A 15,389-nucleotide genomic window follows, 5' to 3' on the forward strand; every position below is an offset into this window, starting at 1 on the left:
AGACCTGCTACCGGGGGACATGCGAATGCAACTCACTGACAAAGTAATCATTATCACTGGCGGTTGCCAGGGTTTAGGTCGCTCCATGGCCGAGTATTTCGCCGGCAAGGGCGCGAAGCTCGCCCTGGTCGACCTCAATCAGGAAAAACTCGACGCCGCTGTCGCGGCCTGCAAGGCCAAGGGTGTCGAAGCCCGAGCTTACCTGTGCAACGTCGCCAACGAAGAGCAAGTGACCCACATGGTCGCCCAGGTCGCCGAAGATTTCGGCGCGATCCACGGCCTGATCAACAATGCCGGGATCCTGCGTGACGGCCTGTTGCTCAAGGTCAAGGATGGCGAAATGACCAAGATGAGCCTGGCCCAGTGGCAGTCGGTCATCGACGTCAACCTGACCGGCGTGTTCCTGTGCACCCGTGAAGTCGCGGCGAAAATGGTCGAGCTGAACAACAGCGGCGCGATCATCAATATCTCGTCGATTTCCCGTGCCGGCAACATCGGCCAGACCAACTACTCGGCGGCCAAGGCCGGTGTCGCTGCGGCGACCGTGACCTGGGCCAAGGAACTGGCGCGCTACGGCATTCGCGTGGCCGGCATTGCACCGGGCTTCATCGAAACCGAGATGACCCTGGGCATGAAGCCTGAAGCGCTGGAAAAAATGACTGCCGGCATTCCGCTCAAGCGTATGGGCAAGCCGGAAGAGATCGCCCATTCGGCGGCGTACATCTTCGAGAACGACTATTACACCGGTCGGATTCTGGAGATGGATGGCGGGTTGCGGATCTAAGGCAAGATCAAAAGATCGCAGCCTTCGGCAGCTCCTACAGGGTGAACATCAATCCCCTGTAGGAGCTGCCGCAGGCTGCGATCTTTTAACAGGAATCAATCGTCGCTGATGCTGATGTTCGGCATCGCCGGCGTCAAAGCTTCCTGCAATACGATCCGTGCACCGACATGACGGGCCAGCTCCTGGTAAACCATGGAGATCTGGCTGTCAGGCTCGGCGATCACCGTCGGCTTGCCGCCATCGGCCTGTTCGCGGATGACCATCGACAGCGGCAACGAGGCCAGCAGCTCGACGCCATACTGGTTGGCCAGCTTCACGCCACCGCCCTCACCGAACAGATGCTCGGCATGTCCGCAGTTGGAGCAGATGTGCACGGCCATGTTTTCCACCACGCCCAGCACCGGAATGTTGACCTTGCGGAACATTTCCACGCCCTTGCGCGCGTCCAGCAAAGCCAGGTCCTGCGGGGTGGTCACGATGACCGCACCGGCCACCGGCACTTTCTGCGCCAGGGTCAGCTGGATGTCACCGGTACCCGGCGGCATGTCGATGACCAGGTAATCCAGATCGCCCCACGCGGTCTGGGTCACCAGTTGCAGCAAGGCACCGGAGACCATCGGACCACGCCAGACCATTGGTGTGTTGTCATCGGTGAGGAAGGCCATGGACATCACTTCGACGCCATGGGACTTGAGCGGAACGAACCATTTCTGATCCTTGACCTCAGGTCGGGTGCGCTCCGGGATACCAAACATGATGCCCTGGCTCGGACCGTAGATGTCCGCATCGAGAATCCCGACCTTGGCGCCTTCGCGGGCCAGGGCCAGGGCCAGGTTGGCCGCGGTGGTGGATTTGCCCACGCCACCCTTGCCGGACGCCACGGCCACGACGTTCTTGACGTTGGCCAGCCCCGGGATCTGCGCCTGGGCCTTGTGCGCGGCGATCACGCTGGTGATATCGACTTTGGCACTCGACACGCCATCCAGACCTTGAATGGCCATTTCCAGCATCTGCGCCCAGCCGCTCTTGAACAGACCGGCGGCGTAACCCAATTCGAGCTGGACGCTGACGCGGTCGCCCTGGATGTCGATGTTGCGCACGCACCCGGCGCTGACCGGGTCCTGGTTCAGGTAAGGGTCGGTGTATTGGCGAAGGACGGCTTCCACCGCTGCGCGATTGACGGCGCTCATGGGCAACTCCGAAAACGGGACTGGAAAAGATGATGGCTATCGTACCTCAAAAGATCGCAGCCTTCGGCAGCTCCTGTAGGAGCTGCCGAAGGCTGCGATCTTTTCTGGCTGCTCATCCAATGAAACAGGCTCACAGGATGAAAAATATGCGCCAGCGCTTTATAGTGGCCGACCTCCGTTTCATCAAGTAGCCGAGCCCCATGTCCGAGCCACGCAAGATCCTCGTCACCAGCGCCCTGCCCTATGCCAATGGTTCGATCCATCTTGGCCACATGCTGGAATACATCCAGACCGATATGTGGGTGCGCTTCCAGAAGCACCGCGGCAATCAATGCATCTATGTCTGCGCCGACGACGCCCACGGTTCGGCGATCATGCTGCGCGCGGAAAAGGAAGGCATCACCCCGGAACAACTGATCGCCAACGTCCAGGCCGAACACAGCGCCGACTTTGCCGAGTTCCTGGTCGACTTCGACAATTTCCACTCCACTCACGCCGAAGAAAACCGTGAGCTGTCGAGCCAGATCTACCTGAAGCTGCGTGACGCCGGGCACATCGCCACGCGCTCGATCACCCAGTATTTCGACCCGGAAAAGAAAATGTTCCTGGCCGACCGCTTCATCAAGGGCACCTGCCCGAAATGCGGCACCGAAGACCAGTACGGCGACAACTGCGAAAAATGTGGCGCGACCTACGCGCCAACCGACCTGAAGGATCCGAAGTCGGCGATCTCCGGCGCCACCCCGGTGCTCAAGGATTCCCAGCACTTCTTCTTCAAGCTGCCGGACTTCCAGGCCATGCTGCAAACCTGGACCCGCAGCGGCACCCTGCAGGATGCCGTGGCCAACAAGATCGCCGAATGGCTGGATGCCGGCCTGCAACAGTGGGACATCTCCCGCGATGCGCCGTACTTCGGTTTCGAGATCCCCGACGAGCCGGGCAAATACTTCTACGTGTGGCTGGATGCGCCGATCGGCTACATGGCCAGCTTCAAGAACCTGTGCAACCGCACGCCGGAACTGGACTTCGACGCGTTCTGGGGCAAGGACTCCACCGCCGAGCTGTACCACTTCATCGGCAAGGACATCGTCAATTTCCACGCCCTGTTCTGGCCAGCCATGCTCGAAGGCGCCGGCTACCGCAAGCCGACCGGGATCAACGTGCACGGCTACCTGACCGTCAACGGCCAGAAGATGTCCAAGTCCCGCGGCACGTTCATCAAGGCCCGCACCTACCTGGATCACCTGTCGCCGGAATACCTGCGCTACTACTACGCGTCCAAGCTCGGCCGTGGCGTCGACGACCTCGACCTGAACCTCGAGGACTTCGTGCAGAAGGTCAACTCCGACCTGGTGGGCAAGGTCGTCAACATCGCCAGCCGTTGCGCCGGCTTCATTCACAAAGGCAATGCTGGCGTAATGGTCGACACCAACGCCGCACCTGAACTGACCGACGCATTCCTGGCCGCCGCGCCAGGCATTGCCGACGCCTACGAAGCCCGCGACTTCGCCCGCGCCATGCGCGAGATCATGGGCCTGGCCGACCGCGCCAACGCCTGGATCGCCGACAAGGCTCCGTGGTCGCTGAACAAGCAGGAAGGCAAGCAGGATGAAGTCCAGGCGATCTGCGCCACCGGCGTCAACCTGTTCCGCCAGTTGGTGATCTTCCTCAAGCCTGTGCTGCCGCTGCTGGCCGCCGACGCCGAGGCGTTCCTCAACGTCGCACCGCTGACCTGGAACGACCACGCGACCTTGCTCGCCAACCATCAGTTGAACGAGTTCAAGCCGCTGATGACCCGCATCGACCCGATCAAGGTACAAGCCATGACCGACGCCTCGAAAGAAGACCTGACCGCCAGCCAGACCGACACCGGCGCAGCCGCACCTGCCGGCAATGGCGAACTGGCCAAGGATCCTCTGTCGCCGGAAATCGAGTTCGACACCTTCGCGGCAGTCGATTTGCGCGTCGCGCTGATCGTCAAGGCCGAACACGTGGAAGGCGCCGACAAGCTGCTGCGCCTGACCCTGGACATCGGTGACGAGCAACGCAACGTGTTCTCCGGGATCAAGAGCGCGTACCCGGACCCGTCCAAGCTCGATGGCCGCCTGACCATGATGATCGCCAACCTCAAGCCACGGAAAATGAAGTTCGGCATCTCCGAAGGCATGGTGATGGCAGCCGGTCCTGGCGGTGAAGAGATCTACCTGCTCAGCCCTGACAGCGGCGCCAAGCCGGGTCAGCGCATCAAGTAAGATCTGCGGCAAACCGATCCCACAGTCGTGCCTGGCGCGACTGTGGGATTTTCATGTCTGGCCCATACTGACTCCTGTAGGAGCTGCCGCAGGCTGCGATCTTGGCTTTTGTAAGAGCAAGATCAAAAGATCGCAGCCTGCGGCAGCTCCTGCAGAGTTATCCAGCATCGGATAGGGACGATCATGACCGAAACGCTTCTGACGCTTATCAGTGCAGCCTTGATCAACAACCTCGTGTTGCACTGGCCGCTGGGCGTCGATCCGCTGTTGGCCGGCCAGCGCCGTCAGGTCCATGCCTTGGGCATTGCGACGACGTGCCTGATGCTGATCGTGGGCATGCTCGGTTACGCGCTCTATCACTGGCTGCTGATGCCGCTGCAATTGACGGCGCTGCGTCTGTTTGTGTTTCTGCCATTGAGCGTGTTGCTGATCGGCCCGTTGCTGAAGCTGCTGGCGCGGGTGTTTTCGACACTGTCGTTCGAAGGCCTCTGGCCGTTGCTGCTGGGCAATGCCGGCGTACTCGGCGTGGCCTTGCTCAATGTTCAGGAGGACAAAGGCTTGTTTCACGCCACAGCCTTGAGCCTGGGTTCCGGGTTGGGTTTCTGGCTGGTGTTGAGCCTGTTCACTGATTTGCGTGAACGCACGACCGACAACGATGTGCCCCTGCCCTTTCGCGGCCTGCCGATCGACCTGATCGGTGCCGGCCTGATCGCAGTGGTTTTTCTCGGATTCAGCGGACTGATCAAAACATGAGTCTGATTCAACTCATCGACGCACTCTTGCCGCAAACCCAATGCGGCAAGTGCGGCCACCCCGGGTGCAAGCCCTACGCCGAAGGCATTGCCAGCGGCGAGCCGATCAACAAGTGCCCGCCCGGCGGCAACGAAACCATCGCGGCCCTGGCCGAGTTGCTGAAGGTGCCGGTACTGGAGCTGGACATCACCCGCGGCTCGGCACGTGCACAGATCGCCTATATCCGCGAAGCCGAGTGTATCGGTTGCACCAAGTGCATTCAGGCCTGCCCGATCGATGCCATCGTCGGGGCGGCCAAACTGATGCACACGGTGATCATCGATGAGTGCACCGGTTGCGACCTCTGCGTAGCACCCTGCCCGGTAGACTGCATCGAAATGCGCCCGCTGCCGCTGGACACTGTATTGCCGGTGGTCGGGGGCCTGGCCCTCACACCGCAAGCGCAGCAGGCCCGTGCCCTCAAGCGCGATCACGCGCGGCGCCGCTTCGAACAGCGCAATGCCCGCTTGCAGCGCGAAGAGCAACAGAAAATCGCCGAACGCCAGGCCCGACAACGTGCCACGCAACCTAGCGAAGCGACAGTCGACCCGGTACAGGCCGCCCTCGAGCGCGTCCGCGCACAGAAAGCCGCCACTGCCGATGCCGCGCTGAAAAAGGCGAAGATCGATGTGGCGATGAGTCGGGCGCAGCTGCACAAGTCGCTGAAAGCCTTCGGACATCCACCGACCTTCGAACAGCAATCGCAGTTGATTGTCCTGCAACAGCAGTTCGAAGACGCCGAACTAAACCTGGCGCAACTGGAAAGCGCCGCGCCACCTGCCACTGCGCCGACGGTCGCAACGGTGTCGGCAAATGATGCCGATCTGAAACGGGCCAAGATCCAGTTGGCCATGCGCCGTGCCGAACTCAAGAAGGCTCAGGCCAACGAAGCACCGGCGGAGCACATCGAAGCCCTGGAGCGCGCACTCGGCGAAGCCGAACGCCAGGTGAACGCCCATGCCAGCCCTTGAAACCGTTGATGAGCGCCTGCAGCAGGCCATGAAGCTGGTACTGCTGGCTACGCTGCCGGGAGTGCTCGCCGCGTTCTGGCTATACGGCTGGGGCGTGTTGATCAACCTGGTTCTGGCGGCCGCTGCTGCGCTGGCCGTTGAAGCGGCCGTCGTGCAATGGCGCAAGCGACCGCTGGTGCCAACCCTGAGTGACGGTAGCGCGCTGGTCAGTGCCACCTTGCTGGCCCTGGCGCTGCCGCCCTACTGCCCATGGTGGCTGCCCCTCAGTGCCGCTGCCTTTGCGATGATTTTTGGCAAACACTTGTATGGCGGCGTCGGCTCAAATCCCTTCAACCCGGCGATGCTCGGATTTGCTTTGGTGCTGGTGGCCTTCCCCCAACCCATGACCCATTGGCCATCGCCCCATGTCATGGACCTGTTGAGTGGCTTGCAGCAAGTGTTCGGTGTCGGCCAGGCACCGGATGCGTGGGTGCAGGCCACGGCACTGGACAGCCTGCGGATCAACAAAAGCCTGACCATGGATGAACTGTTTGCCGGCAATCCGGCATTCGGCCACTACGGCGGACGCGGTGTGGAGTGGGTGAACCTGGCGTTTCTGGCGGGCGGAATGTTTCTCCTGCAACGAAAAGTGATCAGTTGGCATGCCCCGGTCGGCATGCTGGCCAGTCTGTTCGTCATCAGCCTGCTGTGCTGGAACGGTTCGGGCTCCGATTCCCATGGCTCGCCGCTGTTTCATCTGCTGACCGGCGCGACCATGCTGGGGGCGTTCTTCATCATTACCGAACCGGTGTCCGGCGCCAGAAGCCCTGGGGCAAAACTGCTGTTCGGCGTCGGCGTCGGGCTCCTGACTTATCTGATTCGTACCTGGGGCGGCTATCCGGACGGCATCGCCTTTGCCGTGCTGTTGATGAACCTGTGCGTGCCGGCGCTGGAGCGGTTCGTGGCGGCCAGACAACAGCCGGAGGCGTCATGAGCCGGACATCAAGCATCGCGCTTCTGGTTTTTTTGGCCGCACTGGGCATGGGTGTGACGTACTTCGTGCAACTCGGCAGCGCGCCGCGCATTGCAGCCGAACAGCACCTGCTCGACAGCCGGAATCTGCTCGACTTGATACCGTCAGACAGCTACGACAATCAACCACTCGACCACCCCATCTGGATCGAAACAACCACCCTGGCAAACAGCACCTTGTTGGGTGGCTATCTGGCGACCCGGGGCGAGCAACCCGTCGCGCTGTTGCTGCGCAGTCAAACCCTCGGCTACACCGGTGCCATCGAGCTACTGATCGCTGTCGATGCCAATGGCAGGTTGCTGGGCGTCAAAACCCTCAAACAGTCGGAGACACCTGGGCTGGGGGCACGGATCGCCGACTGGCCCAATGGCTGGCTGCAGATTTTTTCCGGAAAATCCCGAACAGAACCCGCTGACAGCGGCTGGGCGCTGAAAAAGGATCAGGGGCAGTTCGATCAGATCGCAGGCGCAACCATCACCTCAAGAGCGGTGATCAATGCCGTGCACGACGCCTTGCGCTACTTTGATGAACACCGGCAACAACTGCTCGGGGACCCTGCCCATGGATAACTCATCGACGCTGCGCAACGCCCTGATGCTGACGCCGCTGATCGGCGCCACCCACTCGCTGATGGCCGCACTTGGCCTGTGCCTGATGTTCATGGTGGTGACCCAGTTGTTCAGCCTGGCCATGGGCGTCCTGCGCCCCCGACTGGTCCCGGCGGCCCGCTTGACGGCCAGCGTTCTGTTGGCCGCCACGCTCACCAGTTGCGCGGAACTCATGGCACAAGCCTGGTCGCTGCAATGGCAGCAGCATCTGGGGTTTTATGGCGCCATGATCGCCTTGCAATGCGTCGTACTGGAGCACACCGGGTACTTTCAGAACGGCTGGCGCCAGCGCCTGGAACTCAGTGGCCTGTTTGTCACGCTGATGATCGCTATGGGACTGCTGCGCGAACTCATCGGCAACGCAACCCTCGGAAACCGACTGTCGTGGCTGTCCGGTGCAACGCAAGCTGACTGGCAAGGCTGGGTGCTGGTGGCCGATGGCGGTCTGCACCTGGCCACATTGGTCCCTGGCGGGTTCATTCTGCTCGGACTCCTGATCGCCGCCTGGCAGGCCTGGCGCCCCAAACCCACCCATTGATTGCCCACGAGGAAACGCACTGCCCATGAATGCCGCAAAACGTCTGGAAATTTTCCGCAGGCTGCACGAAGACAACCCGGAACCCAAGACCGAACTGGCCTATTCCTCACCGTTCGAATTGCTGATTGCCGTGATTCTCTCGGCGCAGTCGACCGATGTCGGCGTCAACAAGGCCACCGCCAGACTGTTCCCGGTCGCCAATACCCCGGCAGCGATCCATGCCCTGGGTGTCGAGGGACTGTCGGAATACATCAAGACCATCGGCCTGTACAACAGCAAAGCGAAAAACGTGATCGAAACCTGCCGCTTGCTGGTCGAGCGTCATGCCGGTGAAGTGCCGCAAACCCGCGAAGAGCTGGAAGCGCTGCCCGGCGTCGGCCGCAAAACCGCCAATGTGGTACTCAATACGGCATTCCGTCAGCTGACCATGGCTGTCGACACACACATTTTCAGGGTCAGCAACCGCACCGGCATTGCGCCTGGCAAGAATGTGGTGGAAGTCGAGAAAAAACTCATGAAATTCGTGCCCAGGGAGTACCTGCTCGACTCCCATCACTGGCTGATCCTTCACGGCCGCTATGTCTGCCTCGCCCGCAAGCCCCGATGCGGAAGCTGCCGGATCGAAGACTTGTGCGAATACAAGCACAAAACCTCCGATGATTGAGGCGCTATTAGGATTATTGATTTGTCGATTGAAAAAATCTTTTTTACCCGCCGGGAGATTGTCGATATAAGGAGCGCCAAAGGCCTTCTTAGCCTGGAGTAACTAAATGAGTACTGGCAAAGAGCAATTGGACGTAGAAGACGACTTCACCACCGCCGAAACCGATGACGCCGAGCCGGTGGTTGAAGTAGCGAAAACTAATCTGAGCAAACGCCGCACCATCGACAATCTGCTGGAGGAGCGCCGACTGCAAAAGCAATTGGCCGACTACGATTTTGACTTATGACACCTGAAAGCCTCCCGAAACGGAGGCTTTTTTTTTAGTGCCATACTTCGGTAAACACCCCTCGTCGCGCAGATGCGCCATCACACCAGACCATTGCGTTGTGCCAGTTCGATCAAATCGACCAGGGACCGTGCATTGAGCTTGAGCAACAGGCGGGTCTTGTAAGTACTGACTGTTTTATTGCTCAAAAACATTCCATCGGCAATTTCCTTATTGGTCTTCCCTCTGGCCAATTGCTGCAAGACCATCATTTCCCGCCCCGACAACCGATCAACCATGTCGGCCTCACTGGCGTTCCCCAAACTGCAACGCACGGTATGCAAGGCTTGATTGGGAAAGTAACTGTAGCCTGACAACACGGCCTTTATTGCACTGAGCAACTCCGTCAGGTCTTGCTGTTTGCAGACATAACCGGCTGCACCGGATTGCATGCAACGCATGGAAAAATGCCCCGGTGCCTGGGAAGTCAGGATCAGCACTTTCATCGGCATTGAGGTCGACGACAAACGCGCGATGACTTCCAATCCGTCCAGCTTCGGAATCCCGATATCCAGAATGACAATATCCGGCGTAAGTTCACGAGCTAGTTGCAGTGCATCCACACCATTATCGGTTTCTGCAATAACTTCGTAGCCATGACGTTCCATTAGCATACGTACCGCAAGACGAATGACGGGGTGATCATCCACGATCAGCACTTTATTCATGGGCAAGTCCAATTTTCGCTGTTCGAATTTTTAGAGCCCGCACAATAGCCTAGTCGTTTCACCCATGGCATGTCGCCCCTTCCAACCACCCACACCAAGAGACATACCCTACAAACAACACGGATTTCTCCTACAAAAATCCCTCGAACGGAATGAGTTGAAAACTGTATCAGCGTCATGGCGGCGCAGTTTTCAGCAATCGGCCCTATCGATTTACAACCAGAATTTTCCAAAAGCCAGCGTAAAAAGCTGCGCCCTGACAAACACAAGTATCTACTTCCGCGCTAAAACGTAACTGATATTTACACACTCAACATTCACACCAGAAATATCACACACCAGACATCCAATTACTCTTACAGCAAATTATATTTTTTGAGCAATCATTAAAACACCACCAGTAATCCTCAAAAAAACTCTAAAGCAACTACATCAACCACACCTCAAAAACATTCAATAAATGAGAATTCAACATGAGCACAGAACATGACAGAAAGCTAATCACCAACCCAATGACTATCATTGCGATATTCGCAGCACTCTCTGAAACCTCGGCCGCCGTTTCTCTGCCCTTCCTTAACCAAGAGGAAAGAGAACTCTATGTCTGGTTTCTGATCAGCTTTCCGTTTTATTTACTTTTGCTTTTTTTCGCGACACTTAACTTCAACTACCGATCACTGTATGCGCCCTCCGACTTTGAAAAGGGAAAACATTTCATGAAGGTAATGGAAGATGCTGGGCGATCGGAAAAAAAAGTATCCGGGAAGCCGCCTGCGAATCCCGCTATGGAAACGTCAACAAATGGCCAGTCGTCAGCTCGGTCGCCCTGCGGTGCACAGGACCCGCCAACGGAGATAGGTCTGCACAGCACCGTCTACGTTCAGCATCAACTTCAGTTACCGGAATATGTAAAAGACCTTTGCATCGTTGATACACGCTGGATGAGCCAGGAGGTCGAATTTGAAACGCTGCTGGAAAAAATCCAGAAGCCGCGGGAAAAGATGGCGTACGTGATTCTGTTTGTCACTTGTGCCATTTCAGAGACTTTACTGAAGGCCAGTGCGCTCAAGCATTCCAGGCAGACCAGGAAGCACTGCCCCGCCTTTTACATTGCCTACGATCCGGTCTCGCACCGGTTGACGGTCATTGATCAAGCCGGACAACCGGCAAACAACAACGCGTAGAACAGGACAGGCCATCGGAAGGAGCAAGAGACAGGAAACCGTCAGCGGCAACGAATATCACCGACAACGCAGTAACTGGCAACACACCCCGTTTTCAGGTGCCTGACCTCGTCGAGGACGAGGTCAGGTTTCCATCACGAGTTCAAAGGTCTCAGAACAGCTTCCGGCCTTTGTTCGCCGCAATGCGCATGCGCAGGGCGTTGAGCTTGATGAAGCCCGCAGCATCCGCCTGGTTGTACGCGCCGCCATCTTCTTCGAAAGTAGCAATGTTGGCGTCGAACAGCGAGTCGTCGGACTTGCGGCCAGTGACAATCACATTGCCCTTGTACAGTTTCAGGCGCACAACGCCGTTCACGTTGACCTGGGACGCATCGATCATCTGTTGCAGCATCAGACGCTCAGGGCTCCACCAGTAGCCGGTGTAGATCAGGCTGGCGTACTTGGGCATCAACTCGTCTTTGAGGTGAGCCACTTCGCGGTCCAGGGTGATCGATTCGATCGCACGGTGGGCACGCAGCATGATGGTGCCGCCAGGGGTTTCGTAGCAGCCACGGGACTTCATGCCCACATAGCGGTTCTCGACGATGTCGAGACGACCGATACCGTGCTCGCCACCGATACGGTTCAGGGTCGCCAGCACGGTGGCCGGCGTCATTTCGACGCCATCCAGCGCGACGATATCGCCGTTGCGGTAGGTCAGTTCCAGGTACTGCGGCTTGTCTGGAGCGTTTTCCGGGGAAACGGTCCAACGCCACATGTCTTCTTCGTGCTCGGTCCAGGTGTCTTCCAGCACGCCGCCTTCATAGGAAATGTGCAGCAGGTTGGCATCCATGGAGTACGGGGACTTCTTCTTGCCGTGACGCTCGATCGGGATCGCGTGCTTCGCGGCGTAGTCCATCAGCTTTTCACGGGACAGCAGGTCCCACTCACGCCAGGGGGCAATCACTTTCACGCCAGGTTTCAAGGCGTACGCGCCCAATTCGAAACGAACCTGGTCGTTGCCCTTGCCGGTGGCGCCATGGGAAATGGCGTCAGCGCCGGTTTCGTTGGCGATTTCGATCAGGCGCTTGGCGATCAGCGGACGAGCGATGGAAGTACCCAGCAGGTACTCGCCTTCGTAGACGGTGTTGGCGCGGAACATCGGGAAAACGAAATCGCGCACGAACTCTTCGCGCAAGTCGTCGATGTAGATCTCTTTGACGCCCATGGCCTGAGCCTTGGCGCGTGCAGGTTCGACCTCTTCGCCCTGACCCAGGTCAGCGGTGAAGGTCACCACTTCACAGTTATAAGTATCCTGCAGCCACTTGAGGATCACCGAAGTGTCCAGGCCGCCGGAATACGCCAGAACGACCTTGTTTACGTCCGCCATGCCATCACTCCACGGGGTTCTACGGAAAGCCGGGAAGTCTACCGCTCATGCAGGATAATTTACAGAGGCGCGACAGCTTATGACGACCAAGCGACAGAATCTGTCGAGAGCGCGACGATGACCGAAGAGTCAGGAAGTTGCCGAATTGGCCGTTTTCGTTGCTTGCGGGGCGACTTGTTCCGCGGGCGCTCCCCGCTCCAGGCGTACCGCTACCCGACGATTCTTCGCACGGTTGGCATTGTTGGTATTGGGCGCCAGCGGATAACGTTCACCATGGAAACGCAAGGTGATTTGCGACTCCTGGATGCCGTTGGCCTTGAAGAACTCCATCACTGCCAGGGCCCGGCGCCGCGACAGGTCGCGATTGGTCAGGCGGTTGCCGCTGTTGTCGGAGTGACCGTCGAGCTCGATGTGGTTGACCGTCGGATCAGCCTTCATGTACTCCAGCATGACCTGCAGCTTGGCTTTCGCGGCATTGTCGAGCTCGATACCGCCACCAGGGAAGCCGATTTGGGATTGTTTCACCTGCTCGAAGTTCTGCGGCAACAGTTTGGCCACGCAGCCTTGATAATCGGCAAACGCCTGGGTGAACCTGACCGGCAGCAAGCGCACTTCCGACACCCGGCCATCTCCCGATGAATGGCGAACCACCGGGCTGCGACCGTCCATCAGACCGCTGATCAGGCGTCCGGCCTGCACCTGTGAACTGTTGAACAACACGTTGCCGCTGCCGATTCTTACCGTGCCCAGGTTGATATCGTCACGCCCCGGTTGCCAGGGTGCGGCAGCGGCCAGCAAGGTCGCCGAACCTCCGCCCATCATCGGGTTATAGGCTTTCAGACGAAATGTTGCCTGCTCACCGGCCTTGCGCACGAACTCACCCGAACCGAAGTCGGTAATCGGCTGCGCCAGGCGGCATTCGAACTTGTCGCCTTCGACCGTCCACTCAATGCTCTCCAGGCGGGTCTGAAAAGTGAGCGCCATCGCGGGAAGGCTGGCAAACACACTGAGCAAGGCTAAATAACGCTGGCGCACGGGAGGCTCCACTGGCTTCTACAACAAAAAGACCGACACACACATGTTTACGGCATACCTGTTGGATATCGGAAGCTGGCGGCAAAACTTGATAGCGAGTGCCTGCAAGAGTCTTTTCCGGTAGCATTCCCTTGAGTTTGACCCGCCTGGAATCCCCTCATGTCCGACCGCCTGACCCTGCTGCGTCCCGACGACTGGCACATTCATCTTCGCGATGGTGCCGTGTTGACCAATACCGTCGCGGATGTCGCGCGCACCTTTGGCCGCGCCATCATCATGCCCAACCTGGTTCCACCGGTGCGCAACGCGGCTGAAGCCGACGGCTATCGCCAGCGGATTCTCGCTGCCCGCCCGGCCGGCAGCCCGTTCGAGCCGCTGATGGTCCTGTACCTGACCGACCGCACCCAGCCTGAAGAGATCCGTGAGGCCAAGGCCACCGGATTCGTGCACGCCGCCAAGCTGTACCCGGCCGGCGCGACCACCAACTCGGACTCTGGTGTTACCAGCATCGACAAGATTTTTCCTGCACTCGAGGCCATGGCCGAAGTCGGGATGCCGCTGCTGATCCACGGCGAAGTCACCCGTGGCGATGTCGACGTGTTCGACCGCGAGAAAATCTTCATCGACGAGCACATGCGTCGTGTGGTCGAGCGTTTCCCGGCGCTCAAGGTGGTGTTCGAACACATCACCACCGCTGACGCCGTGCAGTTCGTCAACTCGGCTTCGGCCAACGTGGGCGCGACCATCACTGCGCATCACCTGCTGTACAACCGCAACCACATGCTGGTGGGCGGGATTCGGCCGCATTTCTACTGCCTGCCGATCCTCAAGCGCAATACGCACCAGGAAGCCCTGCTCGACGCCGCCACCAGCGGCAGCGAAAAATTCTTCCTCGGCACCGACTCGGCCCCCCACGCCCAGCACGCCAAGGAAGCCGCTTGCGGTTGCGCCGGCTGCTACACCGCTTATGCGGCGATCGAGATGTACGCCGAAGCATTCGAACAGCGCAATGCGCTGGACAAGCTCGAAGCCTTCGCCAGCCTCAACGGCCCGCGTTTCTATGGCCTGCCGGCCAACACCGATCGCATCACCCTGGTCCGCGAAGAATGGACCGCCCCTGCCAGCCTGCCGTTTGGCGAGCTGACCGTTATCCCGCTGCGCGCCGGTGAAAAACTGCGCTGGCGCCTGCTGGAGGAACACGCGTGAGTGAAGACCATTTCGACGACGAACTGGAAGGTAATGGCGGCGGTGGCGGCTCCCGTCATCCAATGGCTGCCAGGTTTCGTGGTTACCTGCCGGTTGTCGTCGACGTAGAAACCGGTGGCTTCAACTCGGCCACCGACGCCCTGCTGGAAATCGCCGCGACCACCATCGCCATGGATGAAAAGGGTTTTGTCTACCCGGATCACACCTACTTCTTCCGTGTCGAGCCATTCGAAGGCGCGAACATTGAAGCGGCGGCCCTGGAATTCACCGGGATCAAGCTCGATCACCCGCTGCGCATGGCCGTGAGTGAAGAGTCTGCCCTGAACGATATCTTCCGCGGCGTGCGCAAGGCCCTCAAGGCCAACGGTTGCAAACGGGCGATCCTGGTCGGGCATAACAGCAGCTTCGACCTGGGCTTCCTGAACGCGGCGGTTGCGCGTCTGGACATGAAGCGCAATCCGTTCCATCCGTTCTCCAGTTTCGATACCGCGACGCTTGCTGGCCTGGCCTATGGCCAGACCGTGCTGGCCAAGGCGTGTCAGGCAGCGGACATCGACTTCGACGGTCGCGAGGCCCACTCGGCGCGCTATGACACCGAGAAGACGGCAGAGCTGTTCTGCGGCATCGTCAATCGCTGGAAACAGATGGGTGGCTGGGAAGACTTCGACGATTGATGGCTTTCTGTAGGAGCGAGCCTGCTCGCGATGGTCGTTAACGATGACGCGGGCGTTCTGGCTCCCCGCGGTGTTCTTGAGTCCATCGCGAGCAAGCTCGCTCCTACAGGTGTTCCA

Annotated in this window: 16 protein-coding genes; 12 read left to right on the forward strand and 4 right to left on the reverse strand. The window is 59.2% G+C overall.

What is annotated here, in order from left to right; genetic code table 11:
• The first annotated feature begins 25 nt into the window (after positions 1–25).
• Complete coding sequence (locus tag ACEN83_RS24780; RefSeq protein WP_126047359.1) at positions 26–784, forward strand: SDR family oxidoreductase; 759 nt, start codon at positions 26–28, stop codon at positions 782–784.
• Between the two features lie 95 nt (positions 785–879).
• Here ACEN83_RS24780 and apbC read toward each other — a convergent pair whose 3' ends face one another.
• The gene (gene apbC, locus ACEN83_RS24785; RefSeq protein ID WP_495578682.1) at positions 880–1,974 is read right to left on the reverse strand and encodes an iron-sulfur cluster carrier protein ApbC; all 1,095 of its coding nucleotides are present in this window, start codon (positions 1,972–1,974) and stop codon (positions 880–882) included.
• A gap of 200 nt (positions 1,975–2,174) precedes the next feature.
• On the opposite strand from apbC, the gene metG reads away from it, so the two are divergent.
• The 8 genes from metG (at position 2,175) to ACEN83_RS24825 (ending at position 9,097) form a co-directional block, all read left to right on the forward strand.
• Positions 2,175–4,226, forward strand: a complete 2,052-nt coding sequence (gene metG, locus ACEN83_RS24790) for a methionine--tRNA ligase (RefSeq protein ID WP_495578683.1) — start codon at positions 2,175–2,177, stop codon at positions 4,224–4,226.
• A 183-nt stretch (positions 4,227–4,409) separates the two neighbouring features.
• Positions 4,410–4,979 (forward strand): electron transport complex protein RnfA, encoded by a 570-nt coding sequence (locus tag ACEN83_RS24795; RefSeq protein ID WP_495578684.1) that lies wholly within the window; start codon positions 4,410–4,412, stop codon positions 4,977–4,979.
• Positions 4,976–5,989: an electron transport complex subunit RsxB gene (rsxB, locus tag ACEN83_RS24800; RefSeq protein ID WP_495578685.1), complete on the forward strand. Its 1,014-nt coding sequence runs from the start codon at positions 4,976–4,978 to the stop codon at positions 5,987–5,989. The genes ACEN83_RS24795 and rsxB overlap by 4 nt, the downstream gene beginning before the upstream one ends.
• Positions 5,976–6,962, forward strand: a complete 987-nt coding sequence (locus ACEN83_RS24805) for an RnfABCDGE type electron transport complex subunit D (protein WP_495578686.1) — start codon at positions 5,976–5,978, stop codon at positions 6,960–6,962. Before rsxB ends, ACEN83_RS24805 begins: the two co-directional genes overlap by 14 nt.
• The gene (locus ACEN83_RS24810; RefSeq protein ID WP_495578687.1) at positions 6,959–7,570 is read left to right on the forward strand and encodes an RnfABCDGE type electron transport complex subunit G; all 612 of its coding nucleotides are present in this window, start codon (positions 6,959–6,961) and stop codon (positions 7,568–7,570) included. Before ACEN83_RS24805 ends, ACEN83_RS24810 begins: the two co-directional genes overlap by 4 nt.
• Complete coding sequence (locus ACEN83_RS24815; RefSeq protein WP_495578688.1) at positions 7,563–8,147, forward strand: Rnf-Nqr domain containing protein; 585 nt, start codon at positions 7,563–7,565, stop codon at positions 8,145–8,147. The genes ACEN83_RS24810 and ACEN83_RS24815 overlap by 8 nt, the downstream gene beginning before the upstream one ends.
• 25 nt (positions 8,148–8,172) lie before the next feature.
• Positions 8,173–8,811: an endonuclease III gene (gene nth, locus ACEN83_RS24820; protein ID WP_008053529.1), complete on the forward strand. Its 639-nt coding sequence runs from the start codon at positions 8,173–8,175 to the stop codon at positions 8,809–8,811.
• Positions 8,812–8,917: 106 nt separating this feature from the next.
• Positions 8,918–9,097 carry a PA3496 family putative envelope integrity protein gene (locus ACEN83_RS24825; RefSeq protein ID WP_007972325.1) on the forward strand — a complete coding sequence of 60 codons (180 nt, stop codon included), beginning with the start codon at positions 8,918–8,920 and terminating at the stop codon, positions 9,095–9,097.
• Between the two features lie 80 nt (positions 9,098–9,177).
• On the opposite strand, the gene ACEN83_RS24830 is transcribed toward ACEN83_RS24825, so the two are convergent.
• Complete coding sequence (locus ACEN83_RS24830) at positions 9,178–9,804, reverse strand: response regulator transcription factor (RefSeq protein WP_007972324.1); 627 nt, start codon at positions 9,802–9,804, stop codon at positions 9,178–9,180.
• A 473-nt stretch (positions 9,805–10,277) separates the two neighbouring features.
• Here ACEN83_RS24830 and ACEN83_RS24835 point away from each other — a divergent pair, with 473 nt between their 5' ends.
• Positions 10,278–10,988, forward strand: a complete 711-nt coding sequence (locus tag ACEN83_RS24835) for a hypothetical protein (protein WP_495578689.1) — start codon at positions 10,278–10,280, stop codon at positions 10,986–10,988.
• A gap of 151 nt (positions 10,989–11,139) precedes the next feature.
• Here ACEN83_RS24835 and ACEN83_RS24840 read toward each other — a convergent pair whose 3' ends face one another.
• Together ACEN83_RS24840 and ACEN83_RS24845 are read right to left on the reverse strand one after the other, a co-directional pair.
• Positions 11,140–12,357: an argininosuccinate synthase gene (locus ACEN83_RS24840; RefSeq protein WP_007972320.1), complete on the reverse strand. Its 1,218-nt coding sequence runs from the start codon at positions 12,355–12,357 to the stop codon at positions 11,140–11,142.
• Positions 12,358–12,486: 129 nt separating this feature from the next.
• Positions 12,487–13,392, reverse strand: a complete 906-nt coding sequence (locus ACEN83_RS24845) for a flagellar protein MotY (RefSeq protein WP_495578690.1) — start codon at positions 13,390–13,392, stop codon at positions 12,487–12,489.
• A 159-nt stretch (positions 13,393–13,551) separates the two neighbouring features.
• Here ACEN83_RS24845 and pyrC point away from each other — a divergent pair, with 159 nt between their 5' ends.
• Complete coding sequence (pyrC, locus tag ACEN83_RS24850) at positions 13,552–14,598, forward strand: dihydroorotase (RefSeq protein ID WP_495578691.1); 1,047 nt, start codon at positions 13,552–13,554, stop codon at positions 14,596–14,598.
• Positions 14,595–15,272, forward strand: coding sequence for a ribonuclease T (gene rnt / locus ACEN83_RS24855; RefSeq protein ID WP_111279785.1), 678 nt, complete (start codon positions 14,595–14,597; stop codon positions 15,270–15,272). Before pyrC ends, rnt begins: the two co-directional genes overlap by 4 nt.
• The last annotated feature ends 117 nt before the right edge of the window (positions 15,273–15,389 follow it).

It is taken from the genome of Pseudomonas sp. Pseusp49 (assembly GCF_059491875.1).